We start from the raw sequence: 19079 nt of genomic DNA, 5'->3' as shown, positions 1-19079 counted from the left end.
TGCAGTGACAACAACGGACCCCACCCACAGGAAGAAGGCATCCGCGATGGGCAAGCTCGTCTCCACCATCTTCGTCACCCTCGACGGCGTCTACCAGGCGCCCGGCGGCCCGCAGGAGGACCCCAGGGGCGGCTTCGAGCAGGGCGGCTGGAGTTTTCCGTACGGCGACGAGGACTTCGGACGGTTCATCACCGAGGTCTTCGACCGCGTGGGCGCCTTCCTGCTCGGCCGCCGTACGTACGACATCTTCGCCTCGTACTGGCCGAAGGTGACCGACCCCGCCGACCCGGTCGCGACCAAGCTCAACGCTCAGCCGAAGTACGTCGTCTCCTCGACCCTGACGAACCCCGACTGGGCCCACACCAGCGTGATCGCCGGCGACCTCGCCAAGGAGGTCACCACCCTCAAGGAGCGTACGGAGGGTGAGCTCCAGATCCACGGCAGTGGCGCACTGGTCCGCTCCTTGCTGGACCTCGACCTCGTCGACACGCTCCACCTGCTGACCTTCCCGGTCGTGCTGGGCGCCGGCCTCCGCCTTTTCGAGGAGGGAGCCGCCCCGACCAAGTTCCGGCACGTCGGCGGGCGCGTCACCGCGGCCGGCGTCTCCATCCAGTCGTACGACTTCGCGGGCCGCCCGGAGTACGGATCGTACGAACTCCCGGAAGGCGCCTGACCCGCGCGGGTATCCGCTGGTCGGAGATCATTCCTGCCGGTGCGGTGATCCCTCCACGTGGGAGCCGCCGACGTCTCCGCACATCCCTCGGAGACCGGGAGAGCCGCCCCCATGTCCTCGATCGCCGTACCGGGCGTCGTCACGCCCCGCCGCTCCTGGCTCACTGATCTGCCCGTCGTCCTTGTGGCGGTGGTCTGGGGCGCGAGCTATCTCGCCGCCAAGGACATCACCACCGCCCGGACGGTGCTCGCGGTCCTCGTGCCGCGGTTCGCCCTCGTGCTGCCCGTGCTGGCGGGGGTGGGGCGGCGCGCGTTGCGTGGGCTGACCGCCGCCCAGTGGCGCGGGGCCGGGGTCCTGGGGCTCATAACTCAGCGGGATCTTCCTCCTGGAGACGTACGGCGTGGTCCACACCTCGGCGACGAACGCGGGTCTGATCATCAGCCTCACCATGATCTTCACGCCGCTGGCCGAGACCGCCGTCACCCGCACCCGGCCCCCGCGTGCCTTCCTCGGCGCGGCGGCCGTCTCCGTGCTCGGCGTCGCCCTGCTGACCCAGGGCGGCGGCTTCACCAGCCCCTCGCTCGGCGATCTCCTGATGCTGCTCGCGGCCCTCGCGCGCACCGTGCACGTCCTTGCCATGTCCCGTATCGAGGCCGTACAGGGCGCCGACGCGCTGCCGCTCACCACCGTCCAACTGGGCACCGCGGTCGTGGTGTTCGTGGCCCTGTCGGCCGGCGCCGACACCACACCATGGGGGACGGCCGCCGGCTTTGGCGCGCGGGAGTGGGCCGGGCTGCTGTTCCTGTCCGCGTTCTGCACGCTCTTCGCCTTCTTCGTGCAGATGTGGGCCGTCCGCCGGACCTCACCGTCCCGGGTCAGCCTGTTGCTCGGCACGGAGCCGCTGTGGGCCGCCGCGGCCGGTATCGCGCTCGGCGGGGAACGGCTCGGCACACTGGGGTTGCTGGGCGGCGCGCTGGTGCTCGTGGGGACGGGTTGGGGGCGGCGGGCGGCAGGTTAACTTCCCGAAAATTCATCGGACTTGAGGGGAGAAATCTCCGGAGTTGTCATTGACATGCCAGGGTCTACGCGCGTCATCATGACGACATGAGATTCCCCCCACGCGCTACTCGAATCGGCTCCGCAGCCGCTCTCCTTTCCGCCCTCCTCGTGGGCGGCACCGTCTCCGCCGGCACGGCGGACGCCGCCGCCACCTCCGTCGGCAGCATCTGCTACAGCGACCTGCCCTCTCAGGCGTACGACACGCTCGACCTGATCGCGTCGAACGGGCCCTTCCCGTACTCGCAGGACGGGAGCGTCTTCCAGAACCGCGAAGGCGTCCTGCCCAAGCAGTCGACCGGCTACTACCACGAGTACACGGTCAAGACGCCCGGCTCCTCGACGCGCGGCGCCCGCCGCATCGTCACGGGTGAGGAGTACCAGGAGGACTACTACACCTCGGACCACTACGCGACGTTCGACCTGATCGACTTCGACTGCTGAGCGAACAGCGCGACCAGCCGGGGCCCGTCCGGCGCTCGACCGGGCCTCCGGCTCTTCCTCCGCACAGGAAAAACCGCCTCGCGGCCTGTCCCCCCACGGACATCGGCCGCGGGGCGGAGCACGTCCGACCGACGTCCCGCCCCGCCCGGTGTGGCCGCGCCGAAAGTCTGCGGTGCCGCGACTTTGGTCGCGGATCACGGTGGTGGGGGAGGTGTCCGTGGGCGGCACCGCATAGATTTGTCGGCCGTGAGCGGAGACGAGTCGGCGCGTCCCGCGGGGCCGAGGGTGCTCCGCCTCGAGGCGGCCATGGCGGGGTCCTGCGCACCCGGGCGGAGGACGGCGACCGCCTGTCCGGCAGCGAACTGCGCGCGACGGCCTTCATCCTGCTGGTCGCGGGCCATGAGACGACGGTCAACCTGATCACCAACGGCGTGCACACCCTGCTCACCCATCCCGGGCAACTGGCCGCGCTGCGCGCCGACATGACGCTCCTGGACGGTGCCGTCGAGGAGATGCTGCGTTTCGAGGGGCCGGTGGAGACGGCGACGTACCGCTACGCGGCCGAGCCACTGGAGATAGCCGGTACGGCCATAGCCGAGGGCGACCCGTTGATCATCGGGCTCGACGCGGCCGGCCGGGACGCGGCCCGCTTCCCCGACCCGCACCGCTTCGACGTCCACCGCGCCCCGCAGGGCCACCTTGCTTTCGGGCACGGCGTCCACTACTGCCTGGGCGCGCCGCTGGCTCGACTGGAGGCGCGTACGGCCCTGCGCGCGCTGCTGGAGCGCTGCCCGGACCTGTCCCTGGACGGCCCTCCCGGGCCGTGGCTGCCGGGGATGCTCATACGGGGAGTGCGGAGCCTGCCGGTCCGCTGGTAGCGGGCGTACGGCGGGACGGCCGGGCCCAAGTAGACCCGAGGTGCGGAGCCCGGGAGCCCGGCCGGGTCGCGGTCAGTCGCCGATGCCCGCGATCTCGCCGAGGTGCACCGGGCGGCGCTCGTGGCGGGACAACTCGCAGGCCTCCGCGATGCGCAGGGCCTGCAGCGCCTCGCGGCCGTCGCACGGGTTGGCACGCTCACCGCGGACCACCTCGACGAACGCGGCGACCTCGGCCTCGTAGGCGGGGGCGAAGCGTTCCAGGAAGCCGGTCCACGGCTTGTCCGCGGGCGGCGGACCGGCAGGCTCCGTGGACGTGATCGGCGTACGGTCGTCCAGTCCGACCGCGATCGTGTCGAGTTCGCCGGCCAGCTCCATGCGGACGTCGTAGCCGGCGCCGTTGGTGCGGGTCGCCGTCGCCGTGGCCAGGGTGCCGTCGTCCAGCGTGAGCACGACCGCCGCCGTGTCGACGTCGTTCGCCTCGCGGTACATGGCCCCGCCGGCGTCGGACCCGGTGGCGTAGACCTCGACGACCTCGCGGCCGGTCACCCAGCGCACGATGTCGAAGTCGTGGACGAGGCAGTCGCGGTAGATACCGCCGGAGAGCGCAAGGTACGCGGCCGGCGGCGGTGCCTGGTCGGCCGTCAGGGCGCGGACCGTGTGCAGCCGTCCGAGCCGACCGGAGCGCACCGCCTGACGCGCGGTCGTGTAGCCCGCGTCGAAGCGGCGCTGGAAACCCATCTGCAGAACCGTTCCGGCGGCGTCGACCTCGGCGAGGGCGGCCAGCGTCCCCGGCAGGTCGACGGCGATGGGTTTCTCGCAGAACACGGGGAGCCCGGAGCGTGCTGCCCGACCGATCAGTTCGGCGTGGGCCGCGGTCGCCGCCGTGATGACCACGGCGTCCACGCCCCAGGTGAAGATCTCGTCCGCGCCCGGCGCCGCGGTCTCGCCCAGACGGTCCGCGAGCTCGTGGGCCCGGGTCGTGTCGACGTCGGTGATGATGAGCGAGCCGACCTCACGATGGCGGCTGAGCGTGGTCGCGTGGAACGTCCCGATACGACCCGCTCCGATGAGTCCGATGCGCATGGAAACAACCTGAGGGCGCATCCCCTGCCGTGTCAATGGTTTGTCCGGACAATCGGACTACACAACTTCCCGTCAACAAGCGCCGGAGCTACGCTCGGGCCGTGCCGAAACCAGATGTGGATCCGACCGTCTCGCTCCAGCTCAGCGTCGACCGGAACAGTCCGGTACCGCTGTACTTCCAGTTGTCCCAGCAGTTGGAGGCCGCGATCGAGCACGGGATGCTGACGCCGGGCAGTCTGCTGGGCAACGAGATCGAGTTGGCCGCACGGCTCGGCCTGTCCCGGCCCACCGTCCGTCAGGCCATCCAGTCCCTCGTCGACAAGGGCCTGCTCGTGCGCCGCCGTGGCGTCGGCACCCAGGTCGTGCACAGCCAGGTCAAGCGCCCGCTGGAGCTCAGCAGCCTGTACGACGACCTGGAGGCGGCCGGGCAGCGTCCCGCCACCCGGGTGCTCGTGAACATGTTCGTGCCCGCGTCCGCCGAGGTGGCCGCGGCTCTCGCGGTGCCCGAGGGCGCGGAGGTGCACCGGATCGAGCGGCTGCGCCTCGCGCACGGCGAGCCGATGGCGTACCTGTGCAACTACCTGCCGACCGGCCTGCTCGACCTGGAGAGCGAGCAACTGGAGGCGACCGGCCTCTACCGCCTGATGCGCGCTGCCGGCATCACGCTGCACAGCGCCCGGCAGTCCGTCGGAGCGCGCGCCGCCACCCAGGTCGAGGGCGAACGGCTCGGTGAGCCCGAGGGTGCCCCGTTGCTCACCATGCAACGCACCACCTTCGACGACACAGGCCGCGCCGTGGAGTTCGGCACGCACACGTACCGCGCCTCGCGCTACTCGTTCGAGTTCCAGTTGCTCGTTCGTCCCTGAACCGGCGCCTCTACCCCCACCAGGGCCCTGACCTGCGACGTCGATCCGCCGTCGGCGATACTTGGTAGTTCCAAGCAACTACGCAAGAAGGGCACGGAAACGGCACCAGCATGCCGGAGGTGCAGTCCGCCATCGAGGCCAGGCTGCAGTCGGACAAGTCCGTCGCCTCCTGGATCCTGCTGCGCACCCGGGCCGGCAACTGGATCTTCGCGGTCGGCGGCAACAAGGACGCGGCGCGCGCGGTCGGCGTCCCGGTCGGCAGGACCAGGATGGGCCTGTACATGGGCGTCGCGCTCGGTGCCTGGATCTCCGGGCAGCACCTGCTGTTCTCGTACGACGTCGTGCAGTCCGGCGAGGGCGTCGGCAACGAGCTGATCTACATCATCGCGGCCGTCATCGGCGGCTGCCTGATCACCGGCGGCTACGGATCGGCGGCCGGTTCGGCGGTCGGCGCATTCATCTTCGGCATGACGAGCAAGGGCATCGTCTTCGCCGAGTGGAACCCCGACTGGTTCAAGTTCTTCCTCGGAGCGATGCTGCTCCTCGCGACCCTGCTCAACGCCTGGGTCCGCAAGCGTGCGGAGGCAACGGCATGACGACGCACGTCAAGGAGCGCACCGCACTCGTCCACCTCGAGGACGTCGGCAAGCACTACGGCAACGTCCGAGCCCTCGACGGCGTCCGCCTGGAGGTCCACGCGGGCGAGATCACCTGCGTCCTCGGGGACAACGGCGCGGGCAAGTCGACCCTCATCAAGATCGTCGCGGGCCTCCACCAGCACGATGCAGGAACCTTCCGCATCGAGGGCGAGGAGACCCGCCTGTCCTCCCCACGCGAGGCGCTGGACCGGGGGATCGCCACGGTCTACCAGGACCTCGCCGTGGTCCCGCTGATGCCCGTCTGGCGGAACTTCTTCCTCGGCTCCGAGCCGCGCAGGGGCGTCGGCCCCTTCAAGCGCCTGGACGTCGACTTCATGCGGCGTACGACGCGCGAACAGCTGCTGCGCATGGGCATCGACCTGCGCGACGTCGACCAGCCCATCGGCACGCTGTCGGGCGGAGAACGCCAGTGTGTGGCGATCGCACGGGCGGTGTACTTCGGTGCCAAGGTGCTGGTCCTCGACGAGCCGACGGCGGCACTGGGCGTGAAGCAGTCGGGCGTGGTCCTCAAATATGTGGCGGCCGCACGGGACGAGGGCCTGGGTGTTGTTTTCATCACCCACAACCCGCATCACGCGTACCTGGTGGGCGACCGTTTCGTGCTGCTCAAGCGTGGCGAGATGGTGGGCAGCCACACCCGCGAGGAGATCACCCTGGAGGAACTGACGCGCCAGATGGCGGGCGGCGACGAACTGGAGGATCTGCGCCACGAGCTGGAACGCGCCCCGTAGGAGGGCTCCGCAAGGGGCGCGGGGAACTGCGCGACAAGCCACGACGGACCCGCAGGTTCCGCCCGGCCCGCAGGACCGCGCCCCGCGCGCAGCGCAGGGGCTCCGCAATGCAAGCCCGCGGCAGCGTAGGGCAGAATCGGGGCCGATGAGCACCTACCGCGACTTCACCCACCGCGGCTCCGCCCGGGCCACCGTCCTGCGGACCGTCGGCACGCGCGAGCGCCGTTCCCATCTGACGGCACCGCGCGTTCCCACGGTCGGCATCGACATCGGCGGCACGAAGGTCATGGCCGGCGTCGTCGACGCCGACGGCAACATCCTGGAGAAGCTCCGCGCCGAGACGCCCGACAAGTCCAAGAGCCCCAAGGTCGTCGAGGACACCATCGTCGAGCTCGTCCTGGACCTCTCCGACCGGCACGACGTGCACGCCGTCGGCATCGGCGCGGCGGGCTGGGTGGACGCGGAACGCAACCGCGTCCTGTTCGCCCCCCACCTGTCCTGGCGCAACGAGCCCCTGCGCGACCGCCTCGCCGGGCGGCTGGCCGTGCCCGTCCTGGTGGACAACGACGCCAACGCCGCCGCCTGGGCCGAGTGGCGCTTCGGCGCCGGCCGGGGCGAGGACCACCTCGTCATGATCACCCTCGGCACCGGAATCGGCGGCGCCATCCTGGAGGACGGCCAGGTCAAGCGCGGCAAGTTCGGTGTCGCCGGTGAGTTCGGCCATATGCAGGTCGTGCCCGGCGGCCACCGCTGTCCGTGCGGTAACCGCGGCTGCTGGGAGCAGTACAGCTCCGGCAACGCCCTGGTCCGCGAGGCCAAGGAGCTGGCCGCGGCGGACTCCCCGGTGGCCTACGGGATCATCGAGCACGTCAAGGGCAACATCTCCGACATCACCGGCCCGATGATCACCGAGTTGGCCCGCGAGGGCGACGCGATGTGCATCGAGCTGCTCCAGGACATCGGCCAGTGGCTCGGCGTCGGCATCGCCAACCTGGCCGCGGCCCTGGACCCCTCCTGCTTCGTGATCGGCGGCGGCGTCAGCGCGGCCGACGACCTGCTCATCGGCCCCGCCCGGGACGCCTTCCGGCGGCATCTGACCGGCCGTGGCTACCGACCCGAGGCCCGTATCGCGCGCGCCCAGCTCGGTCCCGAGGCCGGCATGGTCGGCGCCGCGGACCTCGCCCGGCTCGTCGCCCGCCGCTTCCGGCGCGCCAACCGACGCCGCGTGGAGCGGTACGAGCGGTTCGCGGAGGCCCGCCGCACCGCCAAGGGGCCCCTGTGACGGCCGCCGCGTCGATACCGCGCCAGTCGTCACCGCCGGACGAGCCCTCGCGGCCCCCGGAGGGCCGGTGGCAGATGATCCGCCGCCGGGCGCTGACCCTGCTGATCATCGGGCTGCTCATCGGCGTTCCGGCCGGTTATCTGATCATCTCCGCCAACCAGAGCCGCAACAGCGGGAAGGACAAGGAGGCGAAGTACTCGGCGACCGGCCTCACCGCGGGCTGGCCCTCGCGCGTGCAGCGCCGCCTCTACCAGGTGATCATCCCGAAGGACGCCACGGGCGTCGCGTACTACGAGACGAACAACTGGAAGACCAGTCGCCTGTACGTGGAGTTCAACACCACCGACGCCGGTCTGACCCGGTTCCTCGGCCATCTGAAGACCACCCAGGCCGCGCTGGAGAAGGACAACATCGCCATCAGCGAGCGCGACCAGCACGTCGTCGGCTGGACCTTCACGGCAGCGGGCTCCTGGTACGGCTTCGTCCACAAGCAGAAGAACCCGGCGCCCACCCTGGACATCGTGGTGAACAAGGCCAGACCGGAGCACCCGGCGGTGTACGTGGTGTCCCGCACCATCCCCTGACGGTCGCCCCGACCGGGCCCGGCCGGGTGCCGGAGCCGATTGTCAGAGCCCGCCCGTAGAGTCGAAGACGTCTGATCCGACTTCAGTGCGGGAGGTGACCGGACGTATGGCGGAACACGTGGCCGAGGCTGCCGTGCCGGTGAGGCTGGCCGCCGTCTTCCAGCCCGCGCCGGTGCCCCGCCAGGGCCGGATCGCCTTCTGGGACCCCGAGGGCGGTTCCCCGCCGTCGTACTTCACGCAGGACCTGACCGTCGTACGCCACCATGGATCCGGAGTGCGCCGCGGCACTGTGCCGGCCGTGTCGCTGCCGGTCGCCTCGGCCCTGCCGCTGCTGGTCCGGGCCCGGCGCGATCCCGCCGCCCATCCGGCGACCGCCTGCTGGGGCGCGGCCGCGCTGCACGCCCTGCGGCTCGTGGCGCGGGGGCGGCTGCTGCCCGGGCTCACCCCGGAGGGGTACGACGCGTGGCGGGCCGGACCACTGGAGCCGGACGACATCACCCACCTCAGAGCGGTCGCCGCCGCGCTGCCGTACGAGGGCCACGCCGTCCCGCTCGCGGGCAAGGGCCCCCTCGTGCTCCCCGAGCCCGAGGCCCTCGTGCGGTCCTTCCTGGACGCCGTCGCGGACACCCTGCCGCGTACCCCGGCCGCCGCCCACACCGCGGGCAGGCCGTTCGCGGCGCGCGAGCCGCAGCGGCTGCCGCAGGCACATGACTGGGCCGCCGAGGTCGCGGCGGGCATGGACGCGGGCGTACGGATCTCGCTGCGCCTGGACCTGTCGGCGTACGACCTGTTCGACGACGGCGAGGGCGCCCGTCGCGCCGGGGCGGCGGTCGTGCAGGTGCACAGCCTCGCCGACCCGACCCTCGTGGTCGACGCGGCGGCGCTGTGGGCCGGTGAGGCGGACGCGGCCTTCGGCCCCCGCGCTCGTGTGGACGCCGCCCTGGCCGTCCGCCGCGCGGCCCGGGTCTGGCCGCCGCTGGACAGGCTGGCCGAACAGGACGCGCCGGACGTTCTGGCGCTGTCCGAGGAGGAGCTCAGCGAGCTGCTGGGCGTCGCGGCCACCCGGCTGGGCGCGGCCGGGGTCGCGGTGCACTGGCCCCGTGACCTGGCGCATGACCTGACCGCGGCGGCGGTCGTGCGACCGGCGCCCGGCTCGGCGACCGACGGCACGGGCTTCTTCGAGAGCGAGGACCTGCTGCAGTTCCGCTGGCAGCTGGCGCTCGGCGGCGATCCGCTCACCGAGGCCGAGATGGACGCCCTCGCGGAGGCCCACCGCCCGGTCGTCCGGCTGCGCGACCAGTGGGTGCTGGTCGACCCGGCACTCGTCCGCAAGGCCCGCAAGCGCGAGCTGGGCCTGCTCGATCCGGTCGACGCGCTGTCCGTCGCGCTCACCGGCAGCGCGGAGGTCGACGGGGAGACGGTGGAGGCGGTGCCGGTCGGCGCGCTGGCCGCACTCCGGGACCGGCTGACGGCGGGCGTCGGCCCCGTGGAGCCGCCCCCGGGCCTCGCCGCCCGCCTGCGGGACTACCAGCTGCGGGGCCTGGCCTGGCTGGACCTGATGACCACGCTCGGCCTCGGCGGCTGCCTCGCCGACGACATGGGGCTCGGCAAGACGGTCACCGTCATCGCCCTGCATCTGCGCCGGGCGCGCCGCGAGCCGACCCTGGTGGTCTGCCCGGCGTCACTGCTGGGCAACTGGCAGCGGGAGATCACCCGGTTCGCCCCCGGAGTCCCCGTCCGCCGCTTCCACGGCCCCGAGCGCACCCTGGACGACCTGGACGGCGGCTTCGTGCTCACCACGTACGGGACGATGCGGACGGCGGCGCCGCGGCTGGCCGAACAGACCTGGGGCCTGGTCGTGGCCGACGAGGCGCAGCACGTGAAGAACCCGTACTCGGCGACGGCCAAGGCGCTGCGCACGATCCCGTCGCCCGCCCGCGTGGCCCTCACCGGCACCCCCGTGGAGAACAACCTCTCCGAGCTGTGGGCCCTGCTGGACTGGACGACCCCGGGGCTGCTCGGTCCGCTGAAGTCCTTCCGCGCCCGGCACGCACGCGCGGTGGAGAACGGCGAGCACGCCGAGAACGCGGAGGCGGTGGAGCGGCTGGCCCGACTGGTCCGTCCCTTCCTCCTGCGCCGCAAGAAGTCCGATCCGGGCATCGTCCCCGAGCTCCCTCCGAAGACGGAGACGGACCACCCGGTGCCGCTCACCCGCGAACAGGCCGCGCTCTACGAGGCGGTCGTTCGGGAGTCGATGCTGGCGATCGAGACGGCCGAGGGCATCGCCCGCCGGGGCATGGTTCTCAAGCTCCTCGGCTCGCTCAAGCAGATCTGCGACCATCCGGCGCTGTATCTGAAGGAGAACACGGGGACCGCTGCGGGCCTCACCGCCCGTTCCGGCAAACTCGCCCTGCTGGACGAGCTGTTGGACACGCTGCTGTCGGAGGACGGCTCGGCGCTGGTCTTCACGCAGTACGTCGGTATGGCCCGGCTGATCACCACGCATCTGGCCTCCCGCGCGGTGCCCGTCGACCTGCTGCACGGGGGTACGCCGGTGCCCGACCGCGAGCTGATGGTGGACCGCTTCCAGAGCGGAGCCACGCCGGTCCTGGTCCTGTCCCTCAAGGCGGCGGGCACGGGCCTGAACCTCACGCGCGCGGGCCATGTCGTCCACTTCGACCGCTGGTGGAACCCGGCGGTGGAGGAACAGGCCACGGACCGGGCGTACCGCATCGGCCAGACCCAGCCGGTCCAGGTCCACCGTCTGATCACCGAGGGCACGGTGGAGGACCGCATCGCCGAGATGCTGGAGTCCAAGCGGGCACTCGCCGACGCGATCCTGGGCTCCGGCGAGGCGTCCCTGACGGAACTGACCGACCGGGAGCTGTCCGACCTGGTGTCGCTGAGGAGGACGGCGTGAGCGGGGCGGAGGAGGAACGGCTCGCGGCGGGCGAGGAGCCGCGTGCCGACTCCGGGACGCCCCCGGATGACCAGGTGCGTCCCGCCGATGCGGCGCGTCGCGCGCTGTGGGCCGCGCGGGAGCGGGAGCGTACCGGGGGAGGGGAGCCGTCCACCGCGGACGCGGAGGTCTCGGCGCCCGGGGAAGGCGTGCGGCCGGCGCCCCGGCCGGGTGACGTGGCGCGCGCGGCTTTGCGGCAGGCGAACGCCGAGCGCCTCAGCGGCCAGGCGGCAGCGGGCGCAGTGTCACCGCCGGAGTCCGGCGAAGAGCCCCCGGCCTTCGTGAGCGAGGGCGGTGCGACCCCCGGTCCCGCCCGGCAGACGGCACCGGCCGCGCGCCCCGGCGACGCCGCGCGTGAGGCGTTGCGGGCCGCACGGGGAGAAGCCGAACCGGTGCGGACCAAGGGCCGGACGAAGGGAGTTGAGAGCCCGGATCGCTCTGGCCCGACCGGCACTCGGGGGCGCCCGGGGACGCGTCCCCGTACCCGTTCCGGCGGCGCCCGACTCCGGGACGTACGGGAACTGCTCGCGGGTGCCTTCGAGCCACCGGCGTCGGCGTCGCTGAGCGGAAGCGCGTCCGCCGCGGAGGACACCGGCGGCGAGCAGGGTAAGGGACCTTCGCACGCCCGGCGCGAGCCATCGGACCTGTCCCCGCAGCTCCCACAGGGAAGGCCGGATCCGCCCCAGGGACCCCAGACCACACCCCCGGCGGCCCGCTACCCGCGTTCCATGGCGGCCCCCGATCGCGACGGGGAGTTGCGGCGTACGTTCGCCGCGCTCCCCGCACGGCAGGCGGAGGAATCCGACCGGTTCGCCGAGACATGGTGGGGCAACGCCTGGGTCGCCGCGCTGGAGGAGGGCGCACTCGACGCGGCGCGGCTGGCGCGGGGGAGGGCGTACGCGGGCCGGGGGAACGTGGATGCCATCACCGTCACCCCCGGGCTCGTGCTCGCGTACGTCCAGGGGAGCCGTCCGCGCCCCTACCGCGTCCAGGTGCGGTTGCGGACATTCTCCGACGACGAGTGGGACCGCTTCCTGGACGCGGCCGCCGAGCGGCCAGGTCACATCGCCGCGCTCCTGGACAAGCAGATGCCGCAGTCCCTCGCCGAGTGCGGGGTGCGGCTGCTCCCCGGGCCGGGCGATCTCGAACCTCACTGCAGTTGCCCCGACTTCGGCCACCCCTGCAAACACGCGGCCGCCGTCTGCTATCAGACCGCGCGCCTGCTCGACCGAGACCCCTTCGTCCTGCTTCTGCTGCGCGGCCGCGGCGAGCGTCGGCTGCTCGACGCGCTGTCCCGGCGCAACGCGGCGCGCGCGGCACGGGCCGCCCAGGAGCGGGAACCCGCACCCGTTCCCGGTGTCCGGGCCCGTGACGCCGTGGCCCGGAAGGCGCTGCCGCCGCTCCCCCCTCCGCTGCCACCGCCCGCCCACCCCGAGCAGCCGCCGGTCTACCCCGGGGCGCCGGGCGGGCCGGACCCCTTCGCGCTGGACCAGCTGGCCGCGGACGCGGCCGGCCGCGCGCACGCCCTGCTGACCACAGGGCACGACCCGGTCGCGGATCTGACGCTGTGGCAGGACGCGGTACGGCTCGCAGCCGCCCGACCCGGTTCGGGTCTCACCGCGGGAACACGGACGCTGTACGCCTCGCTGGCCGCCGCCACCGAGCGCAATCCGGCCGACCTGGCACGGGCGGTCGCCGCGTGGCGACAGGGCGGACGGACGGCACTCGCCGTCCTTGAGGAGCCCTGGGACCCGCCCGCGGGCCGCTTCGACCGCGCCCGCCCTCTGCTGCTGGCCGCCGACCTCCCCGCGTTCCGCCCGTGGCGCAACCGCCTCACCCACCCCGACGGCCATGTCCAGCTCCGCCTCGGCCAGGACGGGTTCTGGTACGCCTACGAGTCTGAACCGGGGCGCGAGGACTGGTGGCCCCGGGGCACCCCGGACCTGGACCCGGTCGGAGCCCTGACCGGTCTGGGGGCGGGGTGAGCGGGCACGCGGCCCTCGCTTCCCCAAACTCCCCTTCTGCCCGGCGAGTTGTGCGTCGCACTCCTGCCATGGGCCGTATGACTCTCAACAACTGCTGCCCCGCCCCGCAGTCCCGCGTGCCTGTGTCGCGCGGCTGTTTTTGATCCTTCCGTTGCGGCGCCTCGTACCGCGCGGCTGACGTCGTCCGTCACATCGACAACCACGCGGCAGGTGGGCGCGACTATCCGAGCGCAATGATTGGTCTCTGCCCCAATTGCCATGCCAACAAGACTCGTGGCGCAGACAAGGACGAGCTGAGGGAGCGGCTCCGGGCGGTGGCTCTGAGACGTCACCAAGCGCTGCGGGGCAAGGTCCGGGACTGAAGCCGACTGTTCGGGGCTGTTCGTCACGCCCAGGTACGCCAGTCTCTGCAGCACGACCGACCATGATGTCCGGGTGATCGTCGTCCCTGCCAGAGCGTCGACTCGGCCCCGCGCCCGACATCACGGAGATCACCGTATTCCCGCTCTGACCGGGGTGGATGAGGTCATCGGCAAGGGCACCGCTCGGTCCCCGGGGCCCGTACATGCGGAAGGCCGCCTCCCGTCGAGAGGCGGCCTTCCCGCCCCGTCAGGGCGGCTGGTCGTGAGTCGTCTGCGACGGTGTGTCAGGGTGTTTCATGGCCGGTGCAGACGTCCGGCTGGGGGCCGACCGGGGAAGCGGGTGGTGCTGTTCCGGTGGTCCCGTCGTCCTCGCGGACGGTGACCGTGCCGAAGTCCCGGCTGCCCAGCACCGCGTTGCTGGAGTCCGACACGGCGATCTTGTAGGACGTGGTCGGGGCCGGGCCGGGTTCGGTGTTGCCGGTGACCGGGATGCCGACGGCCTGGCACATCGTTCCGGGACGGAACGTGACCTTCTGCATGGCGAGTCCGACCTTGCCGGTGGTCGAACCGATCACCGTGAGGTACGCGGTGACCTCGGATGCGCTGGGGCGCGACAGGTAGACGGCCACGTGGTCCGTCGCGGGACCGGAGCCCTCCTCCACCGTGGTGGAGGCGACGTTGACGGTCGTCCGCGGCCGCACGTGCGCGGTGCCCAGGCCCTTGCTGTCGAAGGCCAGGTCGGACACGTACGCTCCACCGCTCGCCGTGCCGTCCGCGCCGACGGCCGGGGCGAAGGCGACCTCGGAGAGGCGCCTGAGATCCAGGCCCGCCGCCCGCAGCGTCGACAGCGGAACGTGGACCTGCTGGAGCACGATCTTGCCGAGGATCGTGGACGGACTCGACGGCATCCGGCTCACACCCCAGGTGTTGAGATGGGACACCAGATCGTGCCAGGTGTGCCCGGATGCGTCGGTGACGCTGAGCCGGAGGTCGGTCGCGGTGGTGACGCTCTCGTCCGGGGACATGTCGACGGTCATCTCACCGTAGCGCGAGACGTTGCGCTGCGAGGGCGGCACCTTCACGGTCAACGAACCGTCCGTACCCGTCCAGGTCAGATGGGTCATGGCGTTGAGCGGGACGTTCGGTGCGAAGGCGGCGGGCGTCCAGTGGGGAACCTGCTGGTTGGTGAGTGTGCTGCCGGGGCCGGTGCAGTACGGCAGCGGTTCGGCGACCGTACGCCCGTTCTTGTTCGCGCACACCGTCGCGGTGACGTCACCGGTGGCCGAGGCGAGCGGCGAGGCGGTCTGGAAGGTGTCGACGTCCCGGCGCAGGGACGACGGCTGCTGCGCCACCGTAAGCACGTCGGCGTAGTCGGCCACCGACGGGGGCTCCTGCCCGGAACCGTCGAACATGCCCTGGAAGCGGGTGTGCCCGCCGAGGGTCGACTCGAAGAACCCGGCGATGTATGCCGAGCCCACCTGGTACTGCTGCGCCGCGGTCAGCCGGGTGTTGACGCCGGAGGCCAGCGCGGCGTCGCTGGTGCCGCAGACCGGGTCGTCGACGCGCGACCAGTCGTCCGAGGCGCCCGGGTACGGCGGAGTCCAGGAGGAGTTGTAGAAGTCGTGGTTGGTGCCCATGACCCAGATGGTGGAGCGCTGCACGTCGTCCGAGAAGGTGCCGTCGCGGGAGTCGGCGTAGAAGTGCTGGCCCTGCTGGTCGGACACGTCGCCATCGCAGTACGGCAGCAGCGTGGTGGTCACGACGTCCGGCAGGGTCGCGCGGGTGAAGTCGATGGGAGCGAGGGCGAAGACCGACTTGATCTGCCACGGGTGCGGCAGTGCCTCGTTGAGGGTGCCCGCGGTGACCACCCCCTCACCGCCGCGTGAGTGGCCCATCAGCCCGATCCGGCTGAAGTCCATCGTGCCCACCAGCTGACGCGCCGTTAGAGTGCCTGCGACATAGGTGGACCTACCGGTGAGAAGCGCCTGATCAAGCGTCACATTCTGGTCGCTCGCGGCATCGTGGTGGATGACAGTGTGTCCGTCGTTGGCCGCCTTGAGCATGGTGAGGGTGTCGAGGACGAGCTGGCCACGGGTGACGGCGCCGTCGTCCGGCGAGAGCTGGTTGTCGTTGGCGTTGATCGCGTTTGCCGAGATCGACACCACTGTGTAGCCGGCCGCAGCCAGCGCCTTGCCGGCGCCGTCGTAGCCGGCGTAGCTGAGGATTGGGGCGGTGCCGGCTGGACACGGCCAGCCGCTCGTGCCCTTCAGGGTGGTGGTGTTGTAACAGGAGCTGTGCCGGCCGTGCAGGAAGATCACCAGCGGGTGCGCGCCGTGACCGGTCGGCAGGTAGATGCGTCCTTCGAGTTCGCCGCGGATGCCGCCGATGTCCTCCAAGGCGATCGACTGGGCACCGAAGTTGTAGTCGGCCATGGTGTATTGACCGGTCCCGATGGTCGTCGGATCGGCCGATGTGGTGGACGCCTCGCCCGAGGCGTCCGACTTTGCGTCGCGCTGGGCCTTCAGCTGGGCATTCGCGGACGGCAGGGTCGCCGGGCCGACGGCCGTGCTGTTGCCGCCACTGGACCAGCGCCAGGTGACCGACTCGGCGGTGGCCACGTGCGCGTCGGTCGTCGTGACCGTGAGCATGCGTCCATCCGCCGACTCGATGGCCGGACCCAGGTCGACGCCGTCGACCAGGAGTTGAGGAATGTCGTCCTTGACGGGCAACGGGGTGTCCAGACCGAGGGAGACGGCGTAGCCGCCTGCGGCCCGGGTCACCGTCCAGCCGTCGCCGGAGTCGACGACGGCGGCCTCGGGAGCAGCCGTCGAGGCCGCGACCGGGGTGCCTGCGGCTGCCGACGCCCCGAGGGCCAGGAGCCCCGTGGCGACCGCGGTGAGCGGGCGCCGCAACGCCCGCCAGGGTATGTGTCGCTTCACTACTGCTTGACCTCACTCTTCGGCCTGCGGCCATCCGTGAACCGCCCAGCGGGCAGCCCCGGATGACGCAGCGACAGTGAAAAGAGCTGTGATGGGTGGGAGCCTGCGTGGGGTGGTGGGCGGACGCCAGCGCGCCATGCCCACGACCTTCTGCCGACGGCCGACGAGCGCGAGCCAGCCGGTGACAGGCGGCCTACAGGGGGAGTTGGCGGGGGGCCGGGGGCCCGTCCGGGCCGTCGTTCGATGTTGGTTCGGCGGCAGCTCGGTGGGCGAAATTCGGTGGGCAGCTCGGTGGAACGTCGCCCCCCGTCGTTCAGTTGGAGCCGACGAGCTCCCCGGCCGGGTCGTCGTCCGGATAGGGGTAGAAGGCGGTGCCCAGCTTCGGCAGCCAGCCCACGGTGGCCACCGGGGTCTCGCCGTCCCCGGGATGTTGCGGGGGCAGCCCGGCATTGATCACCGGTCCCCAGCCGACGGTGAGGAAGCTCATCGCAGCGCCTCTTCGGCGACCAGCGGGTCGTTGGAGAGCTCCGGTGGGACCGCCTGATGCGCCGTCAGACGGTGCGGAGCGACCTTCGGCGTACCGCCGGTGTCCGGGTCGGGCGGGGCGGCGTTGTGGTACTCCGGGTAGTGCGCCTGGTAGTCGATGGCGGCCTGGACGATCTCCGGCTCGCTGAACCTCGGTCCCCAGAACTGCGCTGTGATCGGCAGGCCCAGCGTGCTGTCGTAGCCGATCGGGAACGAGACCATGGGCCACGTCAGTGCGTTCGGAAGCTGATAGTAGGCGCGGTAGACGGGGAAGCCGGATCCGGGGCCGGTGCGGGGGCCGATCTGTGCGCCCAGCGACATCACGAGCATGAAGTCCACGCCCGCCTCGTCCAGCGCGGCCTGGTAGTTGGCCTGCAGGGTGCGGCGCCGCTTCTCGCCCTCGACGCGGACGGAGGCCGGTACCGCGCCGGCGAAGCGGGTCGCCGACTCGAAGGAAGCTGCCGCGTCGTTGGGGCCCTTGCGACCGTACTGGGCGAGCAGCGCGTCGGCCTGGTCCGCGGGACGGGTCGCGGCGAAGTCCTTGACCGCGTCCCAGTAACGGATCTCGTACCGGTTGGGGCTGAGCACCGCGGAGGCGGGAGAGACCGGGGAGCCGTCGACGGTGGCCAGCACGTCCGTGCTGGCGAAGTAGGGGTCGTTCCGGGCCTGCGTGACGTCCAGACCGGGGAAGTCCTTGACCGTGGCGCCGAGCGCGGTGAGTTGCTGCTTGAGCCGCTCGAACGCGGTTCGGTGATCGGCGTCGTAGAGGTCCTGCGGGGGTGTGCCGACCTGGACGCCCTGACTGGTGCGCATCCAGTCGGTCTGCGGGATGCCGATGGTGATGCCGGACAGAGGCTTGGTGCCCTTGCGGGAGGTGAGCGGCAGGGCGGGGAAGGGGTCGGGGGCGGCGAGGCTCAGCGGGTCGTTGGCGGGGTCCGGCCCGAGGATCACGGAAAGGATCAGGGACGCGTCGCGCATCGAGCGGGCGATGGGTCCCAGTACGTCGTATCCGGGGGACAGCGGCATGAGCCCGGCCACCGAAGAGGTCCCCAGGGACGGCTTGATGCCGCTGGCGCCGTTGGCCGAGGAGGGCATCACGATGGACCCGCCGGTCTCCTCGCCGATGGCGGCCGCCGCCAGCCGGGCGACCGGCGCGACGCCGGAGCCCTGGCTCGACCCGCCGGGCACGTACGCCAGGTTCCAGGCGTTGCCGGCGAACGTACCGGTGATCGAACCGGAGAATGCGGAGCACACGGTGTGCCCCAGGATCACCGCGCCCGCCTCGCGCAGCCGGGCGACGACCGTGGCATCCCGCAGGGCCGCGTTGCCGTCGTAGGCGTGGCTGCCGTCCTTGGCCTCGAAGCCTTTGACGGCGACGGAGTCCTTGATGCCGAACGGTATGCCGAGCAGTGGGGGAAGGTCCTCCCGAGTCCTGCGGGCCTTCGCGAAACGTGCGTCGGCCGCGGCCGACGCGGCGAGGGCGCCGTCGCGGTCGATGCGGACGAACGCGTTGTACAGGCCGTTGTCGCCGTAGGTCTCGAACGGGCCGTTGAAGCGGTCGATCCGGTCCAGGTACGCCTGGGTGACCTGGACCGACGTGACGACGCCGGCGCGCAGCAGCGCGGCCAGCTCCATCACCTCGTAGTCCACCACGCGCCTTCGCTTGTTGATGCCGGAGACTGCGGGGAGGGCCCGCTGGAAGGCGGATGCGGCGCTCGGACCGGAGTCCGCCGCGGCCGGCGCGGCGGATGCGGCCGACAGGGCACCCGCCGTGGTCACCGCGGCGGCGCCGCCCAGCACCGCCCGGCGGCTGAGTCTGTGCGTAAGCATTCAGCAGGAATGCGGCTGATCGGTGACGGTGTGTGAGGTGTCCTGGTCAGGTGGTCTGTGCGATGGGTGGCATCCAGAGGTTGCCAGTGAAGGCGCGGTGGATGGCGTGGAAGGCGCTCAGGCCGTGCTTGCGTGCAGAGTCGAGGTAGGAGCGCACGGTGAGCCAGGCCGCCGCCCCGTGTTCGGACTGGTGGCAGCCGGAGATCTTCAGCTGGGTCTTCAC

12 protein-coding genes and 4 pseudogenes are annotated in these 19079 nt (G+C 71.8%); 12 read left to right on the top strand and 4 right to left on the bottom strand.

Annotation, left to right across the window (positions count from 1 at the left end; all coding sequences use genetic code 11):
- Window positions 1–46 precede the first annotated feature (46 nt).
- The 4 genes and pseudogenes from ACZ3TS_RS25430 to ACZ3TS_RS25415 form a co-directional block, all read left to right on the top strand.
- Window positions 47–673: a dihydrofolate reductase family protein gene (locus ACZ3TS_RS25430; RefSeq protein ID WP_467621933.1), complete on the top strand. Its 627-nt coding sequence runs from the start codon at window positions 47–49 to the stop codon at window positions 671–673.
- 111 nt (window positions 674–784) lie between these two features.
- Window positions 785–1691, top strand: a pseudogene (locus tag ACZ3TS_RS25425) (DMT family transporter).
- Between the two features lie 86 nt (window positions 1692–1777).
- Window positions 1778–2173, top strand: a complete 396-nt coding sequence (locus ACZ3TS_RS25420) for a guanyl-specific ribonuclease (RefSeq protein WP_467621930.1) — start codon at window positions 1778–1780, stop codon at window positions 2171–2173.
- A gap of 314 nt (window positions 2174–2487) precedes the next feature.
- A pseudogene (locus tag ACZ3TS_RS25415) lies at window positions 2488–3051 on the top strand (cytochrome P450); the annotation flags it as partial.
- Between the two features lie 72 nt (window positions 3052–3123).
- On the opposite strand, the gene ACZ3TS_RS25410 reads toward ACZ3TS_RS25415, so the two are convergent.
- The gene (locus tag ACZ3TS_RS25410) at window positions 3124–4134 is read right to left on the bottom strand and encodes a Gfo/Idh/MocA family protein (RefSeq protein ID WP_467621927.1); all 1011 of its coding nucleotides are present in this window, start codon (window positions 4132–4134) and stop codon (window positions 3124–3126) included.
- A gap of 116 nt (window positions 4135–4250) precedes the next feature.
- Here ACZ3TS_RS25410 and ACZ3TS_RS25405 point away from each other — a divergent pair, with 116 nt between their 5' ends.
- The 8 genes and pseudogenes from ACZ3TS_RS25405 to ACZ3TS_RS25370 form a co-directional block, all read left to right on the top strand.
- Window positions 4251–5000, top strand: a complete 750-nt coding sequence (locus ACZ3TS_RS25405) for a GntR family transcriptional regulator (protein WP_467622161.1) — start codon at window positions 4251–4253, stop codon at window positions 4998–5000.
- Between the two features lie 158 nt (window positions 5001–5158).
- Window positions 5159–5596: pseudogene (locus ACZ3TS_RS25400) on the top strand (ABC transporter permease); the annotation flags it as partial.
- Window positions 5593–6390 (top strand): ATP-binding cassette domain-containing protein, encoded by a 798-nt coding sequence (locus ACZ3TS_RS25395; protein ID WP_467621924.1) that lies wholly within the window; start codon window positions 5593–5595, stop codon window positions 6388–6390. The pseudogene ACZ3TS_RS25400 and the gene ACZ3TS_RS25395, both read left to right, overlap by 4 nt.
- A 145-nt stretch (window positions 6391–6535) precedes the next feature.
- Window positions 6536–7672, top strand: a complete 1137-nt coding sequence (locus ACZ3TS_RS25390) for an ROK family glucokinase (RefSeq protein WP_467621921.1) — start codon at window positions 6536–6538, stop codon at window positions 7670–7672.
- The gene (locus ACZ3TS_RS25385; RefSeq protein WP_467621918.1) at window positions 7669–8256 is read left to right on the top strand and encodes a sugar kinase; all 588 of its coding nucleotides are present in this window, start codon (window positions 7669–7671) and stop codon (window positions 8254–8256) included. Before ACZ3TS_RS25390 ends, ACZ3TS_RS25385 begins: the two co-directional genes overlap by 4 nt.
- 106 nt (window positions 8257–8362) lie before the next feature.
- On the top strand, window positions 8363–11176 hold the full coding sequence (locus ACZ3TS_RS25380) for a DEAD/DEAH box helicase (protein WP_467621916.1): 2814 nt from the start codon (window positions 8363–8365) through the stop codon (window positions 11174–11176).
- A complete protein-coding gene (locus tag ACZ3TS_RS25375) occupies window positions 11173–13200 on the top strand; it encodes an SWIM zinc finger family protein (protein WP_467621913.1) in 2028 nt (675 codons plus the stop codon). Before ACZ3TS_RS25380 ends, ACZ3TS_RS25375 begins: the two co-directional genes overlap by 4 nt.
- A gap of 164 nt (window positions 13201–13364) precedes the next feature.
- A pseudogene (locus ACZ3TS_RS25370) lies at window positions 13365–13562 on the top strand (hypothetical protein); the annotation flags it as partial.
- A 284-nt stretch (window positions 13563–13846) separates the two neighbouring features.
- Here the strand turns inward: ACZ3TS_RS25370 and ACZ3TS_RS25365 are convergent.
- The 3 genes from ACZ3TS_RS25365 to ACZ3TS_RS25355 form a co-directional block, all read right to left on the bottom strand.
- On the bottom strand, window positions 13847–16501 hold the full coding sequence (locus ACZ3TS_RS25365; RefSeq protein ID WP_467621910.1) for an alpha/beta hydrolase: 2655 nt from the start codon (window positions 16499–16501) through the stop codon (window positions 13847–13849).
- 313 nt (window positions 16502–16814) lie between these two features.
- Complete coding sequence (locus ACZ3TS_RS25360; RefSeq protein WP_467621907.1) at window positions 16815–16988, bottom strand: hypothetical protein; 174 nt, start codon at window positions 16986–16988, stop codon at window positions 16815–16817.
- Window positions 16985–18856, bottom strand: coding sequence for an amidase (locus tag ACZ3TS_RS25355; protein ID WP_467621904.1), 1872 nt, complete (start codon window positions 18854–18856; stop codon window positions 16985–16987). The genes ACZ3TS_RS25360 and ACZ3TS_RS25355 overlap by 4 nt, the downstream gene beginning before the upstream one ends.
- Between the last annotated feature and the right edge of the window lie 223 nt (window positions 18857–19079).

It is taken from the genome of Streptomyces sp. NPDC022910 (assembly GCF_055561075.1).
This window is presented reverse-complemented; position numbering and strand designations above follow the sequence as displayed.